This is a genomic window from Mesorhizobium sp. M0664, from assembly GCF_040320565.1.
GTDB lineage: Bacteria > Pseudomonadota > Alphaproteobacteria > Rhizobiales > Rhizobiaceae > Mesorhizobium.
This window is the reverse complement of sequence record NZ_JAMYPW010000032.1, coordinates 19,565-40,917: the sequence shown is the minus strand read 5'-3', so window position 1 is coordinate 40,917 and position 21,353 is coordinate 19,565. Positions and strand designations below refer to the sequence as shown.

18 protein-coding genes are annotated in these 21,353 nt (G+C 58.0%); 2 read left to right on the top strand and 16 right to left on the bottom strand.

The window, feature by feature from the left end:
• The first annotated feature begins 339 nt into the window (after positions 1 to 339).
• On the top strand, positions 340 to 1,926 hold the full coding sequence (locus tag NKI39_RS23655) for an adenylate/guanylate cyclase domain-containing protein (RefSeq protein WP_352834800.1): 1,587 nt from the start codon (positions 340 to 342) through the stop codon (positions 1,924 to 1,926).
• 146 nt (positions 1,927 to 2,072) lie between these two features.
• Here NKI39_RS23655 and NKI39_RS23650 read toward each other — a convergent pair whose 3' ends face one another.
• On the bottom strand, positions 2,073 to 2,318 hold the full coding sequence (locus NKI39_RS23650; RefSeq protein ID WP_352834798.1) for a type II toxin-antitoxin system VapB family antitoxin: 246 nt from the start codon (positions 2,316 to 2,318) through the stop codon (positions 2,073 to 2,075).
• A 444-nt stretch (positions 2,319 to 2,762) separates the two neighbouring features.
• On the opposite strand from NKI39_RS23650, the gene NKI39_RS23645 reads away from it, so the two are divergent.
• Positions 2,763 to 3,584 (top strand): methyltransferase domain-containing protein, encoded by an 822-nt coding sequence (locus tag NKI39_RS23645; RefSeq protein WP_352834795.1) that lies wholly within the window; start codon positions 2,763 to 2,765, stop codon positions 3,582 to 3,584.
• A gap of 268 nt (positions 3,585 to 3,852) precedes the next feature.
• On the opposite strand, the gene cysQ is transcribed toward NKI39_RS23645, so the two are convergent.
• From cysQ to NKI39_RS23570, 15 genes are all read right to left on the bottom strand, one after another.
• The gene (gene cysQ / locus NKI39_RS23640) at positions 3,853 to 4,641 is read right to left on the bottom strand and encodes a 3'(2'),5'-bisphosphate nucleotidase CysQ (protein WP_352616610.1); all 789 of its coding nucleotides are present in this window, start codon (positions 4,639 to 4,641) and stop codon (positions 3,853 to 3,855) included.
• Between the two features lie 10 nt (positions 4,642 to 4,651).
• Positions 4,652 to 6,589, bottom strand: a complete 1,938-nt coding sequence (gene cysN, locus NKI39_RS23635; protein WP_352834792.1) for a sulfate adenylyltransferase subunit CysN — start codon at positions 6,587 to 6,589, stop codon at positions 4,652 to 4,654.
• Between the two features lie 2 nt (positions 6,590 to 6,591).
• On the bottom strand, positions 6,592 to 7,497 hold the full coding sequence (gene cysD / locus NKI39_RS23630; RefSeq protein WP_352834789.1) for a sulfate adenylyltransferase subunit CysD: 906 nt from the start codon (positions 7,495 to 7,497) through the stop codon (positions 6,592 to 6,594).
• A gap of 341 nt (positions 7,498 to 7,838) precedes the next feature.
• Positions 7,839 to 9,152 carry an O-antigen ligase family protein gene (locus NKI39_RS23625; RefSeq protein WP_352834787.1) on the bottom strand — a complete coding sequence of 438 codons (1,314 nt, stop codon included), beginning with the start codon at positions 9,150 to 9,152 and terminating at the stop codon, positions 7,839 to 7,841.
• Entirely contained in the window at positions 9,149 to 10,408 is a 1,260-nt protein-coding gene (locus NKI39_RS23620) for a tetratricopeptide repeat protein (protein WP_352834784.1), read from the bottom strand. The genes NKI39_RS23625 and NKI39_RS23620 overlap by 4 nt, the downstream gene beginning before the upstream one ends.
• Positions 10,296 to 12,680 (bottom strand): GumC family protein, encoded by a 2,385-nt coding sequence (locus NKI39_RS23615; protein ID WP_352834781.1) that lies wholly within the window; start codon positions 12,678 to 12,680, stop codon positions 10,296 to 10,298. The genes NKI39_RS23620 and NKI39_RS23615 overlap by 113 nt, the downstream gene beginning before the upstream one ends.
• A 37-nt stretch (positions 12,681 to 12,717) precedes the next feature.
• Positions 12,718 to 13,506 carry a polysaccharide biosynthesis/export family protein gene (locus NKI39_RS23610; RefSeq protein ID WP_352834779.1) on the bottom strand — a complete coding sequence of 263 codons (789 nt, stop codon included), beginning with the start codon at positions 13,504 to 13,506 and terminating at the stop codon, positions 12,718 to 12,720.
• A complete protein-coding gene (locus NKI39_RS23605; protein ID WP_352834777.1) occupies positions 13,506 to 14,315 on the bottom strand; it encodes a tyrosine-protein phosphatase in 810 nt (269 codons plus the stop codon). The genes NKI39_RS23610 and NKI39_RS23605 overlap by 1 nt, the downstream gene beginning before the upstream one ends.
• A gap of 523 nt (positions 14,316 to 14,838) precedes the next feature.
• Entirely contained in the window at positions 14,839 to 15,327 is a 489-nt protein-coding gene (locus NKI39_RS23600; RefSeq protein WP_352834774.1) for a hypothetical protein, read from the bottom strand.
• 311 nt (positions 15,328 to 15,638) lie between these two features.
• Entirely contained in the window at positions 15,639 to 16,112 is a 474-nt protein-coding gene (locus NKI39_RS23595; RefSeq protein ID WP_352834771.1) for a hypothetical protein, read from the bottom strand.
• Positions 16,113 to 16,150: 38 nt separating this feature from the next.
• Positions 16,151 to 17,326, bottom strand: a complete 1,176-nt coding sequence (locus NKI39_RS23590; RefSeq protein WP_352834768.1) for a glycosyltransferase — start codon at positions 17,324 to 17,326, stop codon at positions 16,151 to 16,153.
• Positions 17,323 to 18,297: an NAD-dependent epimerase/dehydratase family protein gene (locus NKI39_RS23585; protein ID WP_352834765.1), complete on the bottom strand. Its 975-nt coding sequence runs from the start codon at positions 18,295 to 18,297 to the stop codon at positions 17,323 to 17,325. Before NKI39_RS23585 ends, NKI39_RS23590 begins: the two co-directional genes overlap by 4 nt.
• 266 nt (positions 18,298 to 18,563) lie before the next feature.
• Positions 18,564 to 19,640 (bottom strand): glycosyltransferase family protein, encoded by a 1,077-nt coding sequence (locus NKI39_RS23580; RefSeq protein WP_352834762.1) that lies wholly within the window; start codon positions 19,638 to 19,640, stop codon positions 18,564 to 18,566.
• Positions 19,641 to 19,652: 12 nt separating this feature from the next.
• Positions 19,653 to 20,408, bottom strand: coding sequence for a methyltransferase domain-containing protein (locus NKI39_RS23575; protein WP_352834760.1), 756 nt, complete (start codon positions 20,406 to 20,408; stop codon positions 19,653 to 19,655).
• An 8-nt stretch (positions 20,409 to 20,416) separates the two neighbouring features.
• Entirely contained in the window at positions 20,417 to 21,340 is a 924-nt protein-coding gene (locus NKI39_RS23570) for a hypothetical protein (protein ID WP_352834757.1), read from the bottom strand.
• Between the last annotated feature and the right edge of the window lie 13 nt (positions 21,341 to 21,353).

Sequence of the window (21,353 nt, the reverse complement as noted above, 5' to 3'; positions counted from 1 at the left end):
ACCGACGCGCGGAGACGTTTCGCGGGACGCTTTCTTTTCCGACGCGCTCTCCGGCCGCAGAAGTCCCAACCTTGCCAGAGGTGAATTTTTTGACCCTGAGCGGTATCGCGGAGCGCATTCCGGGCCACAACCGACGTTGCGACATCTACTTCCCTGATTCACCGCCCGTCCAGCGCCAGAATGCGAAATCCGCTGTGAGCGGTCGGGGCTTCGCAACAACCGCTCAAGGTCGTTCCGACATTGCAGGGCTGACGTGTTTTCATCGAGCCAAGACTGACTCTGGTACCGTGCCGGGAATGAGCTATAGTTCACATACTAAGACGGCCGGGCGCTTGCACAATGGCTGGACTGGGTGAACAGATTGCGCGTCAGCAGCGCACCATGGGACCGCTCCTGGTGGCGGCAGTGGTCATCGGCCTTGTCGGTCTGCCCGTCGCAGCCTGGCTCGACCTCCGAGACCTATCGGAACGGATGCTGCGCAGGCAAGCCAGCGAAATCAGCCGCATCATCGACGAAATGCGCGGATTCTACGGCAGCGACGTCGTGGGACGCGTGCTGCAAGCTAACGGCGTTGTGACCGCGACGCACAACTACCGGGACGTGCCAGGCGCGATCCCTATTCCAGCAACCCTCTCGATCGAACTCGGCAAGCGCATCAGCGCTCACGACGGCTCGGTCAAATATCGGTTCGTCTCGGATCTGCCTTTCAAAGGTCGCGCGCCCCACCAGCTCGATGCGTTCGAGCGGAATGCAATCTTGGCTTTGCGCGCCAACCCGAAGGAGCCGATCATCGAGGTCTCGGGTTCACTGTTTGACCGGCAGGTCCGCGCCGCGGCCCCTGTCATAATGGGACAAGTCTGCGTGACCTGCCATAACTCACACCCGGACAGCCCCAAGACGGACTGGAAGGTAGGGGATGTCCGAGGGATCCAGGAGATATCAGTCAATCAGCCTATCGCTGCGAACGTGCTAACCTTCAAGTATCTGCTCCTATATTTCGGTTTCGCGGCGGCGGCGGGCCTGACGTTCATTCTCCTGCAGCGTCGGCAGTCCGCGTTGGTTCAGGGCATCAACAAGGAGCTTTCGGAGGCAAACGACTTCCTGGCCGCGATTTCATTGAAGATCGCCAAATACCTTTCGCCTCAAATCTACAAAAGCATCTTCAGCGGCCAGAAGGACGTCACCATCGCGACCGAGCGCAAGAAACTCACGATCTTTTTCTCCGACGTCAAGGATTTCACCGCGATCGTGGAACGGCTCCAGCCCGAGGACCTGACGCTTCTCCTCAACGAGTACTTCACCGAGATGTCGACGATCGCACTCAAACACGGCGGCACCGTCGATAAGTTCATCGGCGACGCGCTTCTTGTGTTCTTCGGAGACCCCGAGACGCAAGGCGTCGAGGAAGACGCGAGAGCCTGCTTGCGCATGGCTGTCGACATGCAGCGTCGGGTGGAGCAGTTGAACAGGGTGTGGCATGACCGCGGAGTTGAACGGCCCTTCCGAGCTCGCATGGGCATCAACACGGGCTATTGCAATGTTGGGAACTTCGGTTCCGATGATCGGATGGACTACACGATCATTGGAGCCGAGGCGAACTTGGCGGCCCGGCTGCAGTCGATTGCCGAGCCCGGCGGCATCTGCCTTAGCTATGAGACTTACGCGCTGGTGCGCGACCTTGTCCGGGCGCGTCCATTGGCACCGATAGCCATGAAGGGGATCAGCCGGGAGGTTGTCCCCTACGAAGTTGAGGGCCTCCTGGGTGAACTCGCCCAGCGCCCTCAGGTCATCAGCGAGCATGCGACTGGTCTCGACTTGTTCCTCGATGTTGAGGCAATCGACGAGAACGGGGTGGAGCGGGCGAAGAAACGACTTTCGGAGGCGCTCCTGGCCTTAACCATCCGAAGCAAGCCCGCCGCACTTTAGGTTCTTGAACGTGATCCAATCTGGACCGTGGCCAGCCAAGTAAAGTCCGGTTCAACACCGTTCAGGCGCGCCGGGTCCCGGCCAGGAGGTTCGCGCATCATCCTCGTTGGTCATCAGCGCCGTCAGGGCCGAGGCGTCGGTGAACATCAGTCATTCTCGTACAGGCTGTCGCGAAACGCCTTGTCGGCGGGCCTGCCGTGATCAGGCTTGCCCCGGGCTCGCAGATCACGGCAGAACCTGACGCCGATCTCTACGAGGGACGCTCTAGCCTGTTCGCGCTCAAGCTCATGCTTGAGCGCGGCATGGACGGCCTCTGTCAGACCAGTCCTCTTAACTGCGGCGAGCCGGCGGGCCAGTGCGTCGGTCTCGGGATTTTTGATGTGGAACGCCATCACTCGCTCGTATAGCCGTTCAAGTGTATCGGTATATGGCACACCGTGTGAAGGTCCGGGGAGCGTCGACCGGAAGGGGCACCAACGGAATCGGCCACGCCAACCGACCGAGTTGGTGGCTGCGCCTCGCTTGCCGCAGGCTGGATGGGGACGGTAACCCTGTTGTTTACAGACCCCGAGCATATGTGATCGGTAAGCGGCGTTTCCGGATACCTTTCGGGAGTGGCCGCGATCTGTGAGGTTGCCGATCCTGTGTTGGGATTGGAGATCGGCTTGGGTCTGGACTTGACCGGGGCTCGACGAGTCGCTGGCTGAGATGGCCGGTCTGCTCGATATCACGGTCGATGCCATGACGGGGCGAATCTCCTGCTGCTCCGCTGACTCGACGTTATATCAGGGGGCGCTAATTATCGGTCCTCGGGTCAAAAACCTTAGAAGGCCGACATGCTGAAAGCATCGTGGAACAACGCTCGAGGAAGCCGACTTCTATCTCTTTTTCGCAGCTATGCTGATCGTATCACAACGCGGCGGGTCACACGCAAACTTGATTCGTACGGAGATTGGCTGAGAGCCCTCACCCTGACACTCCTCCCGACGAGGAAGGCTCATCACTGCAATGCCTGCGATCGCGGTGTGGCGGCTTTTTACCGTTTCGGGCGATACACGCTTATTTGCCCGCTTTGTCATGCCCTGGATCGTGAGCGGTTTTTGATTTGTGCTCTAGACCGTAAGCTTCTCCGGCTTCCGGCGGGCCCGCTTAGAATTCTCCAGATTGCGCCGAGCGAGAAGGGGCTTTCAAAGAGACTATCTCAGGCGGGCAACCTCATTAAAGGCGATATCGAGCCCGGACGGTACGGCCCCGATACCGTGCAGGTTGACCTAATGAACATGAACGGCATCAGCGATCTCGATATTGTCGTCTTGTGTCATGTCATGGAGCACGTACCTGACGATCGGCATGCTTTTCGGCAAATTTGGTCATCCCTTAAGCCTCAAGGACAGGTTTGGATCCAAGTACCGCTTATCTATCGTCAAACGCTCGAAGCGACGCCATCCATGTCACGGAGCGAGCGCGACGAGCGCTTCGGCGGATCAGATCACGTGCGAGCCTACGGACCCGATATCAAGGAGCGTATCGAGGACGTGGGTTTTACGGTCGCTCGAATACATTCAGACCGTATACCTGCCGCCGATCGCGAGCGTCTTGGGCTTCTTCCCGATACTCTCTTTATCGCCGAACGGCCCGAGCAACACAATTCGGATTGAGAGCGCGAAGTTCCCGACGCCATCCTTGGTGGCGATCATCGCTACTGTGGGCAAGCGCATCGCGGATCGCGTCACGCTGCACATTCCGACAGCCAATTTCCCTATTCGATCATCCGAGAAGCTCTAATCGCGGCCAGCAGTTACTGTCACAGCGTCACACCTGCGCTTTCACACCGGCCTAGAACTGCGCTTACCGGAGGCGATAGGTCGTGCATCCGAAGAACGCCGGTCAGGTCTGACGCGGTCCTTTGGTTTGCGCAACCAAGGTCTATGGGGATTGAGCAGCCTTGCCGCTGGCGATAAAATGCGGGTTGGCGAAATCCTCGTCGTCACTCTGGTTGCGCTTGCCGTAGACGAGCGGCTCACCATCCAGCGTGCGCGTCATGCCGCCGGCCGCGCGTAGCACCGCGTCACCTGCGGCAGTATCCCATTCCATGGTGCGGCCGAAGCGTGGATAGACGTCCGCCTCGGCGCCGGCGACGAGGCAGAATTTCAACGACGAGCCGACCGAGACGATCTCGGCGGCGCCAAGCGCGCGGATATAGGCGTCGGTTTCCGGCGTGTTGTGGGAGCGGCTGGCAACGACGGTCAGCGGCACCATACCGGCCCTTGCCGAAATCGGCTGGCGATCGACGATTTCATAGTCCTCATTGATCTCGATCGTTTCGGCTTTGCCCGGCCGGCCGGAAAAGAAGCGGCCGGTGCAAGGCGCGAAGACAACGCCGATCTCAGGCACGCCATGGCGAACCAGCGCGATGTTGACAGTGAAATCGGTCCTGCGGTTGACGAACTCCTTGGTGCCGTCGAGCGGATCGATCAGGAAAAAGGCGTCGCCGAGATCCGGTGCCATGATGCCGGCAGAGGCTTCTTCCTCGGCCACGCACGGAATCTCGGGAAATGCGGCGCGCAGCCCGGCAAGGATGATCTTTTCGCTCTCGCGGTCAGCCTCCGTCACCGGTGAACTGTCCAACTTGCTGTCGACCGCACAGCCGGCACGAAAGACGCGCATCACCTCTCGCCCTGCCGCCAAAGCAAGGTGCTCGAAGACGGCGAGCATCGCTTCGTCGTCAGATACCGCCGCCGCTGTCATATTGGTCTTCGGCAATGTCCCGCTCGTTCAGCCAGTGTTCCAGGGCGTCCACCATCTCCTCGGCCGATCTGCCGAGGGTCTTGAGATGGATTTCGGGCTTTTCCGGCACCTCATATGGTGAATCGACGCCGGTGAAATTCTTGATCTCGCCGTTCAACGCCCGCGCATAGAGACCCTTCGGATCGCGCCTGGCGCATTCCTCGAAGGGGGTATCGACAAACACCTCGACGAATTCGCCGTCGGCCATCAATTCGCGCGCCATGCGCCGCTCGGCGCTGAACGGCGAGATGAATGACACGATGACGATCAGCCCGGCGTCGGCCATCAGGCGTGCCACTTCGGCGACGCGGCGAATGTTTTCGACACGATCGGCGTCGGTGAAACCGAGATCGCGGTTGAGGCCGTGACGGACGTTGTCGCCATCCAGAATGTAGGTATGGCGCCCAGTGGCGAAGAGCTTTTTTTCGAACAGATTGGCGATGGTCGACTTGCCCGAGCCCGAAAGGCCGGTGAACCAGAACACGGCCGGCCGCTGGTTCTTCATATCGGCGCGGGCGCGCTTGCCGACATCGAGCGACTGCCAGTGGATGTTTTCGGCGCGGCGCAGCGAATGCAGGATCATGCCGGCGCCGACCGTGGCATTGGTGATGCGGTCGATCAGGATGAAGGCGCCGGTGGTGCGGTTCTCGGCAAACGGATCGAAGGCGATCGGCGAGCGCGTCGAAATGTTGCAGATGCCGACTTCGTTCATTTCAAGCGACTTGGCCGCCTCATGGGCAAAGTCGTTGACGTTGACGCGGTATTTCAGGTCGGTGACGGTGGCGCTGGTCTGGTCGGTCTCGGTGCGCAGGATGTAGGAGCGGCCGGGCAGCAGCGCATGTTCGTCGAACCAGACGATGTTGGCGGCGAACTGGTCGGCGACCTGCGGCCGCGCCGCCGGCGACACCAGCATATTGCCGCGCGAGACTTCCACCTCGTCGTCGAGGACAAGAGTGATGGCCTGACCGGCGATAGCCTGCTGAAGGTCGCCGCCATGCGAGACGATGCGCCTGACACGGGAGGACTTGCCGGATTTCGCGACGACCACCTCGTCGCCCGGCGCAACCGATCCGGACGCTATGGTGCCGGCGAAGCCGCGGAAATCGAGATTGGGACGGTTCACATATTGGACGGGAAACCGGAACGGCAATTCGACCGCGGCCTCGTCAACCGACACGGTTTCGAGATGTTCGATCAGCGTCGGGCCGGAAAACCAGTCTGTCCTATCGGAACGGCCGGTAACGTTGTCGCCGTAGCGGGCCGACATCGGAATTGGCATGATCGACTGGAAACCAAGATCGCGTGAGAATTGCCCGTAATCCGTGACGATCCGTTCAAAAACCGCCTCGTCGAAACCGACAAGATCGATCTTGTTGACGGCGAGCACGATGTGGCGGATGCCAAGCAGCGAGGCAATGATCGAATGCCGCCTGGTCTGGCGCAACACGCCCTGGCGGGCATCGATCAGTACGATGGCGAGATCTGCGGTCGATGCACCCGTCGCCATGTTACGCGTGTATTGTTCGTGGCCGGGCGTGTCGGCGACGATGAACTTGCGCTTTGGCGTGGCGAAGAAGCGATAGGCGACGTCGATGGTGATGCCTTGCTCGCGCTCGGCCTCGAGGCCGTCGACCAGCAGCGCGAAGTCGACGTCGTCGCCGGTGGTGCCGTGCTTGCGCGAATCGCGCTCGAGCGTGGCCAGCTGGTCCTCGAAAATCTGCTTGGTATCGGAAAGCAGGCGCCCGATCAGCGTCGACTTACCGTCGTCGACCGAGCCGCAGGTCAGGAAGCGCAGCAGCGACTTTCGCTCCTGCGCCGCCAGATAGTCGCGGACGCCGTCGGTTGCGGCGAGGCTCTTGGCCATGATGTGGCGCATGCTCAGAAATACCCCTCGCGCTTCTTCTTTTCCATCGAGCCGGCTTCGTCGCGGTCGATCAGGCGACCTTGCCGCTCGGAAGTGCGCGCCGTGAGCATTTCGCCGACTATCGCCTCCAGAGTGTCGGCCTCCGAGTCGATCGCGCCGGTCAGCGGATAGCAGCCGAGCGTGCGGAACCGCACGATCCGGTTCTCCACTGTTTCGCCGGGCCGCAGCTGCATGCGCTCATCATCCCTCAGGATAAGCATGCCATCGCGCTCGACGACCGGCCGCTCCTTGGCCAGATACAGCGGCACGATCGGGATGTCTTCCTGGAGAATGTACTGCCAGATGTCGAGCTCGGTCCAGTTCGACAACGGGAACACCCTGATCGATTCACCGGCAGCGACGCGGGTGTTGAAAATCTTCCACATCTCCGGCCGCTGGTTCTTCGGATCCCAGACATGCTGGGCGTTGCGGAACGAAAAGATCCGCTCCTTGGCGCGCGACTTCTCCTCGTCGCGACGGGCGCCGCCGAAGGCTGCGTCAAACCCGTATTTGTCGAGTGCCTGCCGCAGCGCCACCGTTTTCATCACATGCGTGTGCGTGTTGGAGCCGTGGTCGAAAGGGTTGATGTTGTCGCGCACACCGTCTTCATTGACATGGACCAGGAGGTCGAAGCCGAGCTTTTGCTGCATCTGGTCGCGAAAGGCGATCATCTCGCGGAATTTCCAGGTCGTGTCGACGTGGAGAAACGGAAAGGGCGGCTTGGCCGGATAGAATGCCTTCATCGCCAGGTGCATGAGCACGGACGAATCCTTGCCAACCGAATAGAGCATGACCGGCTTGGCAAAGGCTGCGGCCACCTCGCGAAAAATATGGATGGATTCGGCCTCAAGCCGCTGAAGGTGCGTAAGTGAGATGTTCATGGACTGCGAGCGTTCTTTCGTACCGATCCACGGAAGGGCCTGCATCGGAGGCGACCTTCAGCCGCCCGATTCAAACTGCACTTCCGGACAATCTATTCTCGTGCGGGCGTTCTAGCAGATCGTTCCGGTCCAGAACAATGCAAGACAGGCTTGCGGCCGAATGGTTCGGGAATGAATTTTCCACACGGTCAGCAAAATCGGGAAATTTCTGCTCAGAAAGCGATTGCACTTGGTCGAGGCAGGAAAATGTTGCCTGAGCCTCGGAACCCGAGAGCCAGTAGCCGGCTCGCCTCACAGCGGTCCGCCATGTTCTGGAGACGCCAGCCGTGGCGACGAGGTCGCTAGGACGAAGTTCCGATGGGAACAAACAGCTTATCACCGTTGTGATCGATCTCGATCATCTCGCTCTTGCGGCTCAGGCGTTCGGCAAATCCTTTGTGGAAGATGATGGCGTTCATATAGGCAAAGGTCATCGCCAGCGCCCCGGTTCGCAGCGGATAATCGACCAGCGAATGAATGAGAAGAAAAGACACCGAGAGGAATGCCGCCTTCTGAAGTGGGTCGCGGCGAACCCTGGCAAGTGCAGCGAAAAGCAGTACGAAATAGCCTACCATAAGCAGGATAGCAGGAATTCCCCCTTCGAAGGCAATTTCAAGGTATTCATTGTGAGCATGATTCACATATTCCTTGAAAATCATGCCCTCCCTTTCATAGATTTGATAAGCGTTTTGAAAATTTCCGAATCCAACACCCGTCGCCCAATTGTCCTTGATCCCCTCGATTGTCGTTCGGGCAAATTCTCCTCGTCCGAACGCCGGATCGATCACCTCTGCATCGATCTTGCTCCAGGCGCTTACCGTGTAGATCGAAAGCCCGATAAAAATCAGGAGAACGCTGAACCCCGCCCTGGAACGGGCCGAGAGAAAGATCACGGACAATACGGTGATCGCCAATCCGATCAAAACACCGGCGCGGGACCCGGCGGCCAAAAGAAGCAGCAAAAGCGCGATCAGGCCGAAGGATCCGGACAAAAGATGTCCACGGAAAAGGCCGTAATAGACGACGAAAGGGATCGACACAAAAAGCAACGCCGAAAAATGATTCACATTGGCGAAAAGCCCGGCGTTGATCGTAAAAGGCATCAGCCCGACAATAGCGACGTCGTCGGAAAGCGAATATTGAATCGCTCCCGCCAAACCATTGCAAATAACACCCATGAAGAAAAACGGGAGGAGCGCGCTAACCTGCTCGACACGTAAACGCAATACGGCCAAAAAGAACGCTGCTGCGGCCAAAAAGTAGAGCAGACTTTCGACCGTGCGGCCGACCCCAACGCTGATGAAGCGAAATCGACTTTCTCCAACCCAGGGATCTCCGAGCAGCAGGTCCGGCCGCAGTCCATGGAATATGGCCGCTGGCAGTGGGACGATTTGCAAAATCGCTAACGCCACAGCAAAGACCAGCAGCCACAGAACAGACCGCGGGATTCTCTGGCCCGGGGGTTGCGAAAAGACAGCCGCGGCCGAAATAGTTGCCGCAACCTCGATCAGCGTGTCCGTGTAAAGGCCGCTCGCAGTACCACCGCCGATCAGCAGCGATACAAACAAGACCGTGCCGAGGAGATATTTATCCCATTCCGACGGCCGGTCGTTCAAGATGCAAGTCTCTCAATGCTCAATTTGTGCATTACCAAGGTGCCGATGTAGCGGAATCGCCAGCTCTCGGCAATGGCGGCGGTATCCAGCTTCAACACTTGCATAGGGCAGCCAGTCGGTCCAACCGAGAAATCCCGGCTCAACTTTTGACGGTTGAATGTGCCCTCTGGAACATTGAACCGTGCAATCTCGCCGGCCGGCCCCAGGCATTTGATCGACCAGAACAAGTCCTTTGGAAGCTTCAGGTTACGTGCCGAGGCTATTAGGGAAATCTTATAACTGCCCGGAGGCAGTTCAATGTACTGCTGAAGAGCTGCGTTCTTGACCGGCGTGTTTAAGAACCGGACCGTCGCCCCGCCCTCGCCCTCTACAGCATTTTGGGAGTCTGCGAATGTAATTTCCAAGCCCGACTGATTGCCGACCTGCCAATCGAAAGGCTTGCCGCTTGGCTCCGGCTCAAAGGTGCTGTTGAAAATGTACCCGCCCAATTTCCGTTCCTCGTCAGTAAGACTGAAAAGAAACAGCCGATATGCCTGCTCATATTGCTTTTGACTGAGGTAGCCGGCGATCACATCGGTCAGTTCGCTCGACTTCGGCGGTGCCGGTGATCCGATCAGATCGAGCAGCAGCCGGTTCGCGACATCGAGCCCCTGGGGGGTTTTGTTAAGAGCGACGAACAGACTGCCTCTCCAGGGCGCCTCCTTCGTGATGGCCGTCAGCACTGCTTGGTAACCGTCACGACTTGAAAGAATTGTCGGCATGCCTTCAGAGATAGTGGAAAACTGGTCCGGCCATCGTCGTAACAATATGTCGATTTCAGCAACGGCCCTTGACAAGTCACCGGTTTCCACCGCGCGGCTAATGGATCTTTGTAGCGCATGGATTTCTGTCTTGGACAGTTTTCGGGCTTGATCAAAGAGCTGGTAGGCTTCGTCTTCTTCGCCCTGGCGGTATTCTATCTCGCCGATCAGACTGTAGAGACGTGCGTCCGCCAGATCGAAGGCGAGCGCGCCTCTGGCCCTCGCAAGCGAGGCATCAAGATCGGGAGCATTGTTCGTGTCGTTCAGGTCTCTGGTGATTTCAGCTACCAACGCATCAACGTTGAACGGATCAAGCGCAAGAGAGACGGCTGGCGTTTCCGTTTCAAGAAATCGACTTAGCCCGATCGAGGAAGTCACCAACACCAGACCGAATGCGACGAACCAAACGACCGAACGCCGGAGATTTTGCATAAGCGGGCTGGCCTGCTCCATCATCGACTTTGCCCTCAATCTTCGGAGTACTCGTGTCCGTGCCGTAGTTGTAGTACTGGTAATTCATATATTTGTAGGCATAATTATAATCGAATTTGTTCACCGCAAACTTGGACATTGCGGCGCCAACCACGTTCGCGCCGGCGGCTCGCAGGCGCTTCAACGCGGCCTTGGCTGCCTTGCGCGTCACCTGATTTGTAGAGATGACCATCAATGTCCCCTCGGCGAGCCGGCTGAGAATAGGCGCATCTGAAAGGCCAACCACCGGCGGAGCGTCAATGATCACAAGATCGAAACGCTTGCCGAGATTGGTAATGATGAGAGCCATCTTCGGTGAGGAGAGCAGGTCCGCGGGGTTTGGCGGGATCGTTCCAGACGTCAGAACGGTCACATTGGGATATTTCGTCGCCCGGAAAATGCTCGCCAGATCCTCCTTGCGAACGGTGTTTGTAAGCAGATTGCTTAGCCCAATTGTATTGTCTAGCCCAAACAGGCGGTGAAGGTTCGGTTTACGGAGATCGCCGTCAACGATGAGAACCCTTGCGCCGAGCGCGGCAAAATCCTGCCCGAGTTTGAATGACGAGGTCGACTTGCCTTCCGAAGGCTCCGAACTCGTGACAACCAGCGATCGTGGCGCGCCTTCCGCACCGGAGAATTGCAACGATGTCCGAAGCGAACGATAGGCCTCGGAGAGCCCGGATTTCTGATCGCCGATGCTGGCCACGAATTCTCGGTCCTCGACGAGCGGCAAGACACCCAGTATCGCCAAGCCCAACTCTTTTTCCACCTGTTCGGGGTTGGTGAAGGTGTTGTTTAGCAATTCAATGATATAAATGACCGATGCGCTCAAAGCCATAAAAATCGCAAGCGAAATCGCAAGATTGATGGTCAAGCGCGGCGAATAGGGGCGCTCTGGCACTGCCGCAAAATCCACAATTGCGGCACTTTGCGTCTTGAGCTCGGAGCTGACACCAACCTCGTTCAGCTTGGCAATGAGATTATCATATTGTGATCGGTTCGAATCGACCTCGCGCTTTAGAATTGTGTATTTGATGTTCTTGTCGTTGAAGACAACCTGCAGTTTTTCCATCTCAGCAAGTTTAGCCTTAAGATCGGCTTCTTTGTTCTGCGCCTCCTGGTATTTCAGCCGGAGTGAATCCGTTATAGCGAGGACACCATTGCTATAGAGACGTTGCAGCTCCTTAATCTGCGACTGAAGCTGCTGCATTTCGGGGAAGCCGGGTTTCAGGATGCCCAGCTTCTGCTGGTATTGACTGGTCAAATCTGCCAGCTTGTCGCTGAGCTTCTGCAGACCTTCGCTTTCGAGGACTGGGGCCAGGCTTGATCCCCTGCCCTTGTCTATCTGGTCCACGACCCGTCCTGCATCGAGACGGTCCTGGATTGCCGTCGCAAGCGCTGTGTTCAGAGCCTCGATGTTCGATCCTATCAGCGACTTGTCGTCGCCGGTTATTGTGATGCCGGCATCCTTTGCGTAAGCGACCAGTTCTTCTTCTGATTTCTGAAGCTTCTGCTTCACCTGCAAAACCTGCTCCTGGATGAACTGTCGTGCCAAATCGGATGTTTCGCTGGTCTGGTCGAGGCGTTGGTCAATAAAGCTTTGCGCAACCTGGTTGGCTATATCACTTGCATATTTTGGCTTTTGATCAACGAACGTGATCGACAGCAGGCTTGTGTTGGTGACCAAATTAACTGTGAGGTCGTCTAGAATGCGCTTGATTGCAATCTCCTCGCGCTCCTCTGGGGTCTTCTCCTCAAAGGACGGCGATTTGGAAATACCGAACGCCCGATAGAAGATATTGCTGGGCGAAAACGCTGGGGTAGGAAACAGGAAATCCGGTTTTTCGCTCAGGCCCAGCTGGAACACGACACGCTGCGCCAATGCACGGCTTTTAAGCTTTTCACGGGCCGTCAAAAAGGCACGCACATCGCTGTTTTCAGAAACCACCTCTATATCCTGGAATACCTTGGCCGAAGGGACCAGCACTTCCAACTGCGTCGTTGCCTGATATCTTGGCGTTTGCATCATGGTAATGATCATACCGGCAACAAGTCCGGCTGCCGTCATTATGACGATCAGCCAACGGTACTGGACAACGTAATAGAGCAGCTTCAGCGGATTAAAGCCCTGTTCCTGCTCGGAATGGTCGCGACCATATGGGCTATAGTTTTGCCCGCCGTCATAATAGAGGTCGGCGGACAAGGCTTGGCCGTGTCCCGGACCTGCAATTTGATGCTGCCTGTTGCGATCGAGCATGGTGCGAAGTGATCCTATTCGACTGACCGGCTGCGAGCTAGATCCCCGGAATGACGGCAATTCGCGCGGCGCTCGAGGCTATGCCTAGCGCGTCCTTGAGATTATTCATCGCAATTTTCGATTTCGAGGCGAAGACCACAATCTTGTCGCCGCCATAAATGCGCGGATTGCGGCTTTTGCCACCACGAATCTCCTCAACATTGTAATTAGCAACCAATGTATTTGGGCCGATATTGCGATAGACAAAAACCTTTTTTGCATCCCCAACGGTATTGAACCCTCCAGCAAGGGCAATCGCATCGATGAGAGAAGAATTGCTCGACACGGGATAAATACCGGCCTTGTTGACTTCGCCGTCGACGGTAATGCGCTGTCCGATCGATTCTTTGACGAAAATCGTGACGTCGGGAGACTGCAGGTATTTGGCGCCGTAGGCGGTCTCGATCTCCTGCTCCAACTGACGGACGGTCTTCCCTGCCGCGGTAATCGTGCCGATAAGCGGGAGCGAAATCTGCCCCCCAGAGTCGACTTGAACCGTTCTGTTTAAGTTATCGACCTGAAACACATTTACCTCGAGCACATCGTTCGGAGACAAAGGCTGCTCGCTGCCGTTCTGGGTGTTTTGCGGTGCAGGCAGATCCTTCACTATCTTCAGCGCGCCACCGCCCGAAAGTGGCGTCGATGACGAGGTCAATTGCAGCGCATCGACCGAACTCGATGAAGATGGTGTCGTCGACGAGGTGCTCGTGCATGCCGATATTGCAAGTGAGGCAAGCAAGATGAATATCGTGTTTGCGTGGCCTTCTGCAAAGCGAAAGATTGCCATTACGCTGTCCCGCCCTTAAACAAGCGGCCCAAACCTCCAAAGCGGCCGGCGTTGCCCGCGCTTATTATTTTCGGACGTGCTTTTCCGACCGGCTCGATGGGCCGATTCGCCAATATTTCGCCTGGACGTTTCAGCACCATGTTACGGGCCTCGCCTTCCCCACATCGCTTGGCAGCTGCAGCAACCGCCTGTGAAAGCCCGGGACGCCGCCGAGTTGCGCTATGCGTATCCGATGCGATGATATCCACCCTGCCCTCGTCAATCAGCTTTTCCGAATAGTAAAGCGCCGTGCGCCCAAAAGCACCAACAATCGAGTCTGCGGTAAGCTGGATGAGGCACCCCACTGCATTCAGCCTCTCGATAACGTCGTAATTCGTTTTGATCCAGGTCAAACGCTCAGGATGCGTAAGAATCGGGATGAACCCAGCGCTTATGAGGCGTATGGCAAGATCCTCCATTCGTGGGGGCAGGACATGATGAGGCGGTTCGAACAGAAAATAGCGGGACCTGTTTAAGGTCGGCACGCTGCCAGAGGCTAATTGTTCGGGAAGATCCGGTGCTATGTGAACGTCGGCGCCGACATAGAGGGCAAGCGGTATGGCGGCGCTGCGCAGCGCCTGGTGCAACTCTTGAACTGCCCGGACAATATTCGGTGTTCCGTTTTCGTATACGCCCGGCGTTACGTGCGGCGTGCACGCCATGTGGGTCGTCCCGTCGGCGACCGCCAGTCGAGCCATCTCCAGCGATTCGGCAAGACTAGGTGAGCCGTCGTCGAGGCCGGGCAAGATATGGGAATGCAGATCGATCATGGGCGTTTGTGACTGCAGGGAAGCAACGTAGCGACATCATCCCCCAAAAAGACAAAAGCGTCATCCGCAAGACAGCGAGTGACGCATTTGTCAAGTTCACGCGATGCGATGGATGCCAGGCACCGGCTACTGGCGGAGAGAGTTGTCATCGTACAGTCCGACAACAGCGCCACTCAACAAGGTTGACAGAGTTGGCGCAAAGCCAAGTCCCGATGTGTCCAGCGCTGCGCACATGCCGCCTTCCTCGGATCGACCTTGCCCGCCGCTGGAATGTCGAGACTGCAATTCGCACTGACACACAACAGCGAAGCGGAAGATTGCGATTCGGCCATAATGCCTAGATAGACTGGCATCCCGCCCTTCCCCTCCCGGCCGTAGGCCTCGCAAATTCGCACGGCGGGCTTAAGCGATTCGACTAATATACTGACTACAGCACATCAGCGGCCAACGCCGCCCTGTCGCCAACAGACGAACAGCAGAAGCGCCACGCGCCCCTGCTGCCACTGCCTTATTTTCGGTCAGCTTAATCGCTAACGGCGTGACCGTGATCTTTGTCCGCCGTCGCAGCCAGAATACCGGCCCCAAGTGCCATACCGCCAAAGATAAAGAGCGGCGTATTGTTATTAGAAGTACCCGTCGAATTGCCCGTCTGGGCGGTGTGCTCGGAACCGAGAACATTGAGGCAAATCTTGTTCCCAGCACGGGAGATATCGAGGGTCGAATTGGCCGGCACGCTCAAATTGCAGCTGCCAACATTAACCGAAGCCGATCCCTTGGCACCGACCACAATGCGGCTGCCGAAATCAAGCGCGCCGCCCGCTTGCGCCGGGCCATACCCAGCCACCTGCGAGATCATCACGTCGCCATTGACGCTGCCGAGCGATCCAATCGGATTTCCGCCGTTATAAGCGGTTGCACAGGTGCACGACCCATCCTGCGCGAAAGACGACACCGGGGCGAAGCCGGCCAACACAACAACTCCGGCCAACGCACTTTTCAACACTAGGTTCATCCGCATCAATCCTTCTGTCCCACGTTACCTGAGGCCCACCCAACCGCCAAGGTACTCAAAAGCGCGTAACAGCTTTCTGCGTCAATTCCAACCCATTTCGCATATGCGAGATAAATTTTGGTTTCGGTGTGGTTGATTGAACACACCATTTTGAATATCGAAATGTACCATCTTTACTGGCGGCCGCAATAGAGTCGGTTGCCAGCGAGCCAATTTGGCGTTCGTAATGACCGCACCACCATTGTTCCGATTCTTGCACACGTCTGCAGTGACCATGTTCTCATGCCGCCTACTCGGCCGTCCGAAGGGAGCTACGAGCCTAGTGCGCAAGACTTGTAGGTTAAACCTGCCTGGGCGGGCTGCCCGCACAGCATGCCTATTTCGACGAGCTTCGCAGCCAGATCCATGCCATCCGGGGTGAGGCATTGCGCAACGATAGCGCCACGAAATGTTGACGTAACGTTGCCGTCACAAGGTGTCCCCGAGCCTACGGGCTTGCACCTCAAAGCGAGCCCCTGATATTCCCGGCGCGCGGCCTCGGTAACCACGGCGCGCATGGATTGGGGCATGGCAAATGCGACGCCACACAGCACGATCTTGCGACCACCGACGCGCAAATCGTCGATCGATTGGACAACAAGCTTGCCCTCGAACGGTGTCATGGCCGCGACCGGCTTCAGCGCCGGCGCGTGAATATTGGTTCCCTTGGTGACGATAATGACAAGAAAACCGCCCGCAAACGCCAGCGCTATGAAGGCAAATACCGCCACCTTCCTGATCGACAAGTTGCCACTCCGCCATAACCAGACGCGCCATTCAACCATCAACGCGCGACGGTTTTGGTCTTTTCAAACAAGGCAAGGAGTGCCGTCGCGTAGTCGCGGCGGCGAATCTGTTGGCGACGCTGCAGCACGGCAACAGTGTCGCGGACAAGGCGCGGGCGCTGCCCGATTTCGAGCAGATGCTGTGCTAAGGCTTCGGCACTGTCCGGCGCAAAGAAGAGCGCGTCTGGAGCCTGCTCGCGATGCAGCCGAATGTCTGACAACAACATGGGCGCGCCCAGCGACTTCGCCTCTTCGACCGTGGTTGACCACCCCTCGAAACGCGAAGGGTTCAAAAGACAGTCAGTAGCACCGATGAGTGCGACGACATCATCATAGGGAATCAACCCAAGGTGTCGAAAATGACCTTCAACCCGATATGTTTGGGCTAGATCCATCATGCGCTTGAACCATGTCGGATCGCGCGGGTCGGTCGTGCGGCCAGTAAGCACTATCGGCGGCAAGCCGTCCAACGCGCCAAGCCGGTCGATGTGCTTCAACGCCTCGACGACGACACTGTGGTTTTTGTGGATCCAAAACTGGTTGGGCAGAAAAAAGAAGCGCTCGGGCAGATCGTGCGCCCGGCGCGCGGCTTCGGCGCGTGCCATGACTGCGGCTGGATCGAGATGGATGGCGAAGCGCACGACGGCGGTCTTGCCGCGCGAGGCAGGATAAAATGTTTCGCAGTCGGCGAGTGCATCCTCGCTCGAGAGCATTATGGTGCGGTTGCCTGACGTCTGCAGGCGGTAACCGAGATCCCTGCGCCACCAGGCGCGGCGCGAAAACAAGTGCGTCAGGCGACGGTGCTGAAAGTCCGGAAGCCATGAAATGACGGGCAGCGGAAACCGGTTGCCGAACCACTGAGCGACTTCGAACACAAGATCGACAGCGTGGCCGGCGACGAGATCCGCAAAAGCGCGGTCAGTCCCGCCAGCGACTGCGATCAGGCCTCGCTTGCCGAGCCCCGCGCCTACAACGCGGTCGTCAACGACGGCAGGCGCGGCCAACATATGATCAAAAGATGCCCCAACGCTCGCGTGCTGTTCCGGCGTTAGAAACAGCTTCGCCTGTACCTTGCCGTCCAACTCAGAGGCGATGATGCCCAACATGTTGCGCAAGTAGGACTCGCCGCCGGACCAGGTTCCGCGGCCAATGAGAGTGAAGCCGACGGTGATCAAGGCGCGAAGCGTCGCAAATGGCCGACCGGCTCGCCGAGAATCTCGGCGCGGTACCAATCGACATATCCGGCAATGCCTTGGCCGAGCGGTACCTGCAACTGAAGTCCGTCCGGGACGCCGGACGGGTCGGAGATCAAGTTGACTGGGTCGCCGCGCCGGGATTCTCCTGAGAACGAGAGGCGATGTTTCCCTCCCCAGGCCTCCAAAACCATGCCGGCAATCGTCCTGACAGAAGCAGCGGCGCCAGCACCGCCATTGTAGATCGTGAAACGCGGTGCATCGGCGGGCAACACGCGATGCAGCAATCGCACGACATCCGAGACATGGTGCCAGTCCCGCATTTCCGCTCCCGTTCCACCAAGCACTATCTCGGTCTCGCCTGCCGCGAGCCGGCCGCAGAGGTCCCATAGCAACTGTTTGCGCAGCCCCCCGCCATAAACGGAGAAAAGCCGGGCGACCGAGACCGCCTGCCCGTACGCGGCACAATATGACCGGCCCAGTTCCTCCACCATGCGCTTGTGATGACCATAAGGGGAATAGGGATCGAGCCTGGCATCGACCCTGATCGGGCCGAAATGGCCGCCGCCATAGACGGCAGCGGAGGATGCCAGAACGACCGGGGCATCCGGTGCGTGACGACGCAGCAAATCGAGAACACAGGCCGCGGAAACGACGCTTTGTTCAAAATCCTTCAGCGGCTCGGCAATCGACTGACCGACCGTAGAGCCGCCCGCCAGATGATAGACGGCTGCCGGGCGACCGTATGCGGCCAGTGCCGCCCCCATGGTTTCAGCGGTCACGCCGCCGGACAGGAATGAGGCGCGAGTGGCCGAGGCGAAACCGGGAGCCTCTCTTCGGCCGAAGCCGACGACATGATGGCCTAGCTCGACCAGAAATCGAGAGAGGTGCAGCCCGATGAACCCGCCGGCTCCGGTCACCCAAACAGGTTTCACGTCGTTCGATTGCGCCAAGAAATCAATCCTTTCTGGGGATTGCGATAAGGGAAGGGGCCGGTTGCGCAAGTTGATGGTCCAATGGGGCGGCAATCTTGCCAGCCGCCCTCGAGGTGGCCAGCTGAAGGAGCCGCTCGATCGGGGCCGGAAATGATCGGAGGCGCGAAATGCATCGCCAAGTTGTCCATCTGAACGTTTCAGCGCAGCTCAATTACCGGCGCCGCAGAGATGCGGCTAAAACAAATATAATTAGAGGGTTGCCGATGAATGCCAACGCATCCCCTCTAGATCAACTCGAGAAAGCGGGCAAATTGGCGTTCCTTGCTGTATTCTTCGCGAATCGCGCGGTGACCTGCCCAACCAATCTTGTCCCAGCTTCCGTCCTCGAGTTTCTGTTGGATTTTTTTTGCCGCGTCCTGCGGCCGTTCATAGACGATCATGGTTTCCTCATCCCTCATCGGTGAAGGATAGTTACCAGAATCGGAGACCAGGAGGGCCCCAGCTCCCATCGTCTCGAAACAGCGCATATTGCCGCGGTCTGGGCCTGCCATGTCGATCGAGGCATTGACGACGAGTTTGGCTCTTCCGAGTTCAGCATACATGGCGCGGCCAAATACCGGAGGCGCACTGACCTTGCGGATAGCAGGCGGGCGACGCACAGCCCGTAAGGGACCGAACCAGCCGAGCGGCGTCTCGGCGAGCGGCGTATACCGCGACAGGTCCAAATGAAAGACGACGTGGTGGCGCTTGGAAAGGTGAGCCACCGTTTCCAGGATCTGCCGCCGACGCTGGTGATGGCGACTGTAGCCGCCGAAGAAAAGCACATCGATGTCTCTGTTCCGATTCGCGGCCACCCCATCAAGCTCCGGGTCGTGCGCCGGAAAGAAGTGGGCAGTCTTTGCGCCCTGTTCCTCCCAAAGTCGCCGCATCGAAGGAAAGTTGCAGACGACGAGATCGTAGCCGGAAAAGTCAATCTTGCCTGGCGCGGCGCGCCACGCAATCTTTCGTTTCACGTGTCCCGGCAAACGGTTGATAAAGGAGGCATCGTAGCGATATGGATCGAGATTATAAAAGACATCGGCTTTGTGCTGCTCGATCTGAGCAAGGAGAATGTCGGCCATTCGAGTGTCTTCGCCCAGCCCGTTCTCCCTGGCCCATGCCCGTTGCAGCGATTCATCGTCACCATTGGTGAAGAAGCCCTCTGGGCTGCGCCCGAGTATCGGCAAAAGAACATGCGCCGCCCCATAGCGGTCGTTCAGGAAAACCTGTTTTTGCTGCTCGAATCCGCGGCCCTTTCCGACGAGATCCGCAAGGCGGGGCCGGTAAGTCGGATTCAGTCCAGAATTTTGAAAAAGTCGCATGGCATTGTTCTGCTATCGTGTGGGTTTTGTAGCGCTGATGACGAAGCCGGAACAAAAGATGCTCCAGTTCAGGGCAGCGCAGAGGTTTTCGAACAGGGCAACGCAAAGGTAGGCGGGCAGGAAGAAGGCAAAATAATCGCTGGCGCGGTAGAATGAGATCACATCGACCTGCTCGAAACCCTGGTTGCGAAACAGCCCTGTCATGTCAGAGGGAGAGCAGTGATCGAAAAAGGCGGGATAGCCAGTAACGCCAACTGCTGAGGGCCGAAGGTGCGGGATAAGCCACTTTTGAACAGCCGGCCCAACAATCCGCAGCGCTATCGAATAGGGATGCCATTTCGACGGAATGTAGTGATGCATCACACCACCTGGCCGCAGGACGAAGAACATTGAGCGCGCTGCCGCTCTATTGTCCGGCACATGCTCCATCAGCGTGATGGAAACGAGCATGTCTGCTTCGACATCGACCGGCTGCTCGATCGACTGCACCAAGAAACGATCATAAACACTATAGCAGTCAGGCTTTTCCTCGATGTCGAGACCAATATAGCTAAAGCCGAGGCCGCGCCGCAGAAGCGGCCGGTCAATTCCGCCGACCTCGAGGACCGCAGACGGCTTCAGGTGCGCAATGTCGTCGGCAATGCGATGCTCAAGCTCTGCCTTGTAGGACGGCGCGCCGAAGATCCTGGGAAAGCGACTTTCGAGCCATGCAGCGGCGTCCCTGTTCCAGCCAATAAACTTCTTGAGAACCATCGTACCACCTTCCACGACTGGTCTTAACTGCTTTGAGCGATAGCACACGAGCTGCCCGCCTCAGGCAAGAACTGTCTCTTGACGTGCTCCACGAACATGTCAGGGAGCGAGCCACTCGCACGGAAGCTGATTTCGCGGGATGGATCGTCGTTAACGGTCACGATCGCCTGGCCTGGGTAGGTTATCCGCGGCACTTGCGCAAAAAAAGCAGCCCACAGATTGAAGTTCGAGCCGGCTCCAATGATCACGCTGGCCTGAGCCATCTCAAGCATATGCGTGACCGATTCCGCATCGTCGGCGCGGCGAACGTCCGGCAGACCAAGCAATGGAAGGAGATCGGGATCGCTTCCGTCAGAAAAGACGCGAGCCGGCATGTCCATGCCCAGCCCCCTGCGAAGGGCGACAAGGCTGTCACAGTACCATTCGATCGGAAGCCGATTGTTGTGCGTTCCCGCCTCGACCCGGTTCGGATCGAAGCGGGTGAAATCGCCAAGCCGCACATGGACGGCCACGAAGGGCGACCCGAGCGCCTGCGGCAGGTACTTTTTGCGGGTGATCCGGCGAAACGCGTCGTACAGCATCGGCCCGTGGCCACGGACCTCATGGAAATGCTTCTCAAAGTTGGACGCAACGGTGTTCTTGAAAACGACGACCGTGTGGCCTGTGTATGCCAAAGGGTCGGCTGTATCCGCCGAAACCTTGCGCGCCGACGCAAGGAGCACGGTGCGCCACGGCTCTCCCAGATAGCCCTCATTGGTGAAGAGCTTGAAATATTCGCGCCTGTCCCGCTCACGGCGCAGATAGGGGCCGATCCGCGGGCGCAACCAGCGCGGCCCGAGCATGCGTGCATTGTTCTCCCGGCACCACACCTCGCAGCGCGCCCAGGCCAGCATACTATGGCCGAGGCCGAAACGGCCGATATCGGGATAGCCGTAAAGATGTGCCATGCGCGTCTGCGTC

What these genes read in the sequence shown, in the direction of transcription:
- cysQ (WP_352616610.1), bottom strand. Translation starts at nt 4,641, where the DNA reads ATGCTCGCCGTCTTCGAGCACCTTGCTTTGGCGGCAGGGCGAGAGGTG.
- cysN (WP_352834792.1), bottom strand. Translation starts at nt 6,589, where the DNA reads ATGCGCCACATCATGGCCAAGAGCCTCGCCGCAACCGACGGCGTCCGC.
- NKI39_RS23605 (WP_352834777.1), bottom strand. Translation starts at nt 14,315, where the DNA reads ATGATCGATCTGCATTCCCATATCTTGCCCGGCCTCGACGACGGCTCA.
- NKI39_RS23570 (WP_352834757.1), bottom strand. Translation starts at nt 21,340, where the DNA reads ATGGCACATCTTTACGGCTATCCCGATATCGGCCGTTTCGGCCTCGGC.
- NKI39_RS23620 (WP_352834784.1), bottom strand. Translation starts at nt 10,408, where the DNA reads ATGATGGAGCAGGCCAGCCCGCTTATGCAAAATCTCCGGCGTTCGGTC.
- NKI39_RS23600 (WP_352834774.1), bottom strand. Translation starts at nt 15,327, where the DNA reads ATGAACCTAGTGTTGAAAAGTGCGTTGGCCGGAGTTGTTGTGTTGGCC.
- cysD (WP_352834789.1), bottom strand. Translation starts at nt 7,497, where the DNA reads ATGAACATCTCACTTACGCACCTTCAGCGGCTTGAGGCCGAATCCATC.
- NKI39_RS23645 (WP_352834795.1), top strand. Translation starts at nt 2,763, where the DNA reads ATGCTGAAAGCATCGTGGAACAACGCTCGAGGAAGCCGACTTCTATCT.
- NKI39_RS23615 (WP_352834781.1), bottom strand. Translation starts at nt 12,680, where the DNA reads ATGCTCGATCGCAACAGGCAGCATCAAATTGCAGGTCCGGGACACGGC.
- NKI39_RS23610 (WP_352834779.1), bottom strand. Translation starts at nt 13,506, where the DNA reads ATGGCAATCTTTCGCTTTGCAGAAGGCCACGCAAACACGATATTCATC.
- NKI39_RS23650 (WP_352834798.1), bottom strand. Translation starts at nt 2,318, where the DNA reads ATGGCGTTCCACATCAAAAATCCCGAGACCGACGCACTGGCCCGCCGG.
- NKI39_RS23580 (WP_352834762.1), bottom strand. Translation starts at nt 19,640, where the DNA reads ATGCGACTTTTTCAAAATTCTGGACTGAATCCGACTTACCGGCCCCGC.
- NKI39_RS23655 (WP_352834800.1), top strand. Translation starts at nt 340, where the DNA reads ATGGCTGGACTGGGTGAACAGATTGCGCGTCAGCAGCGCACCATGGGA.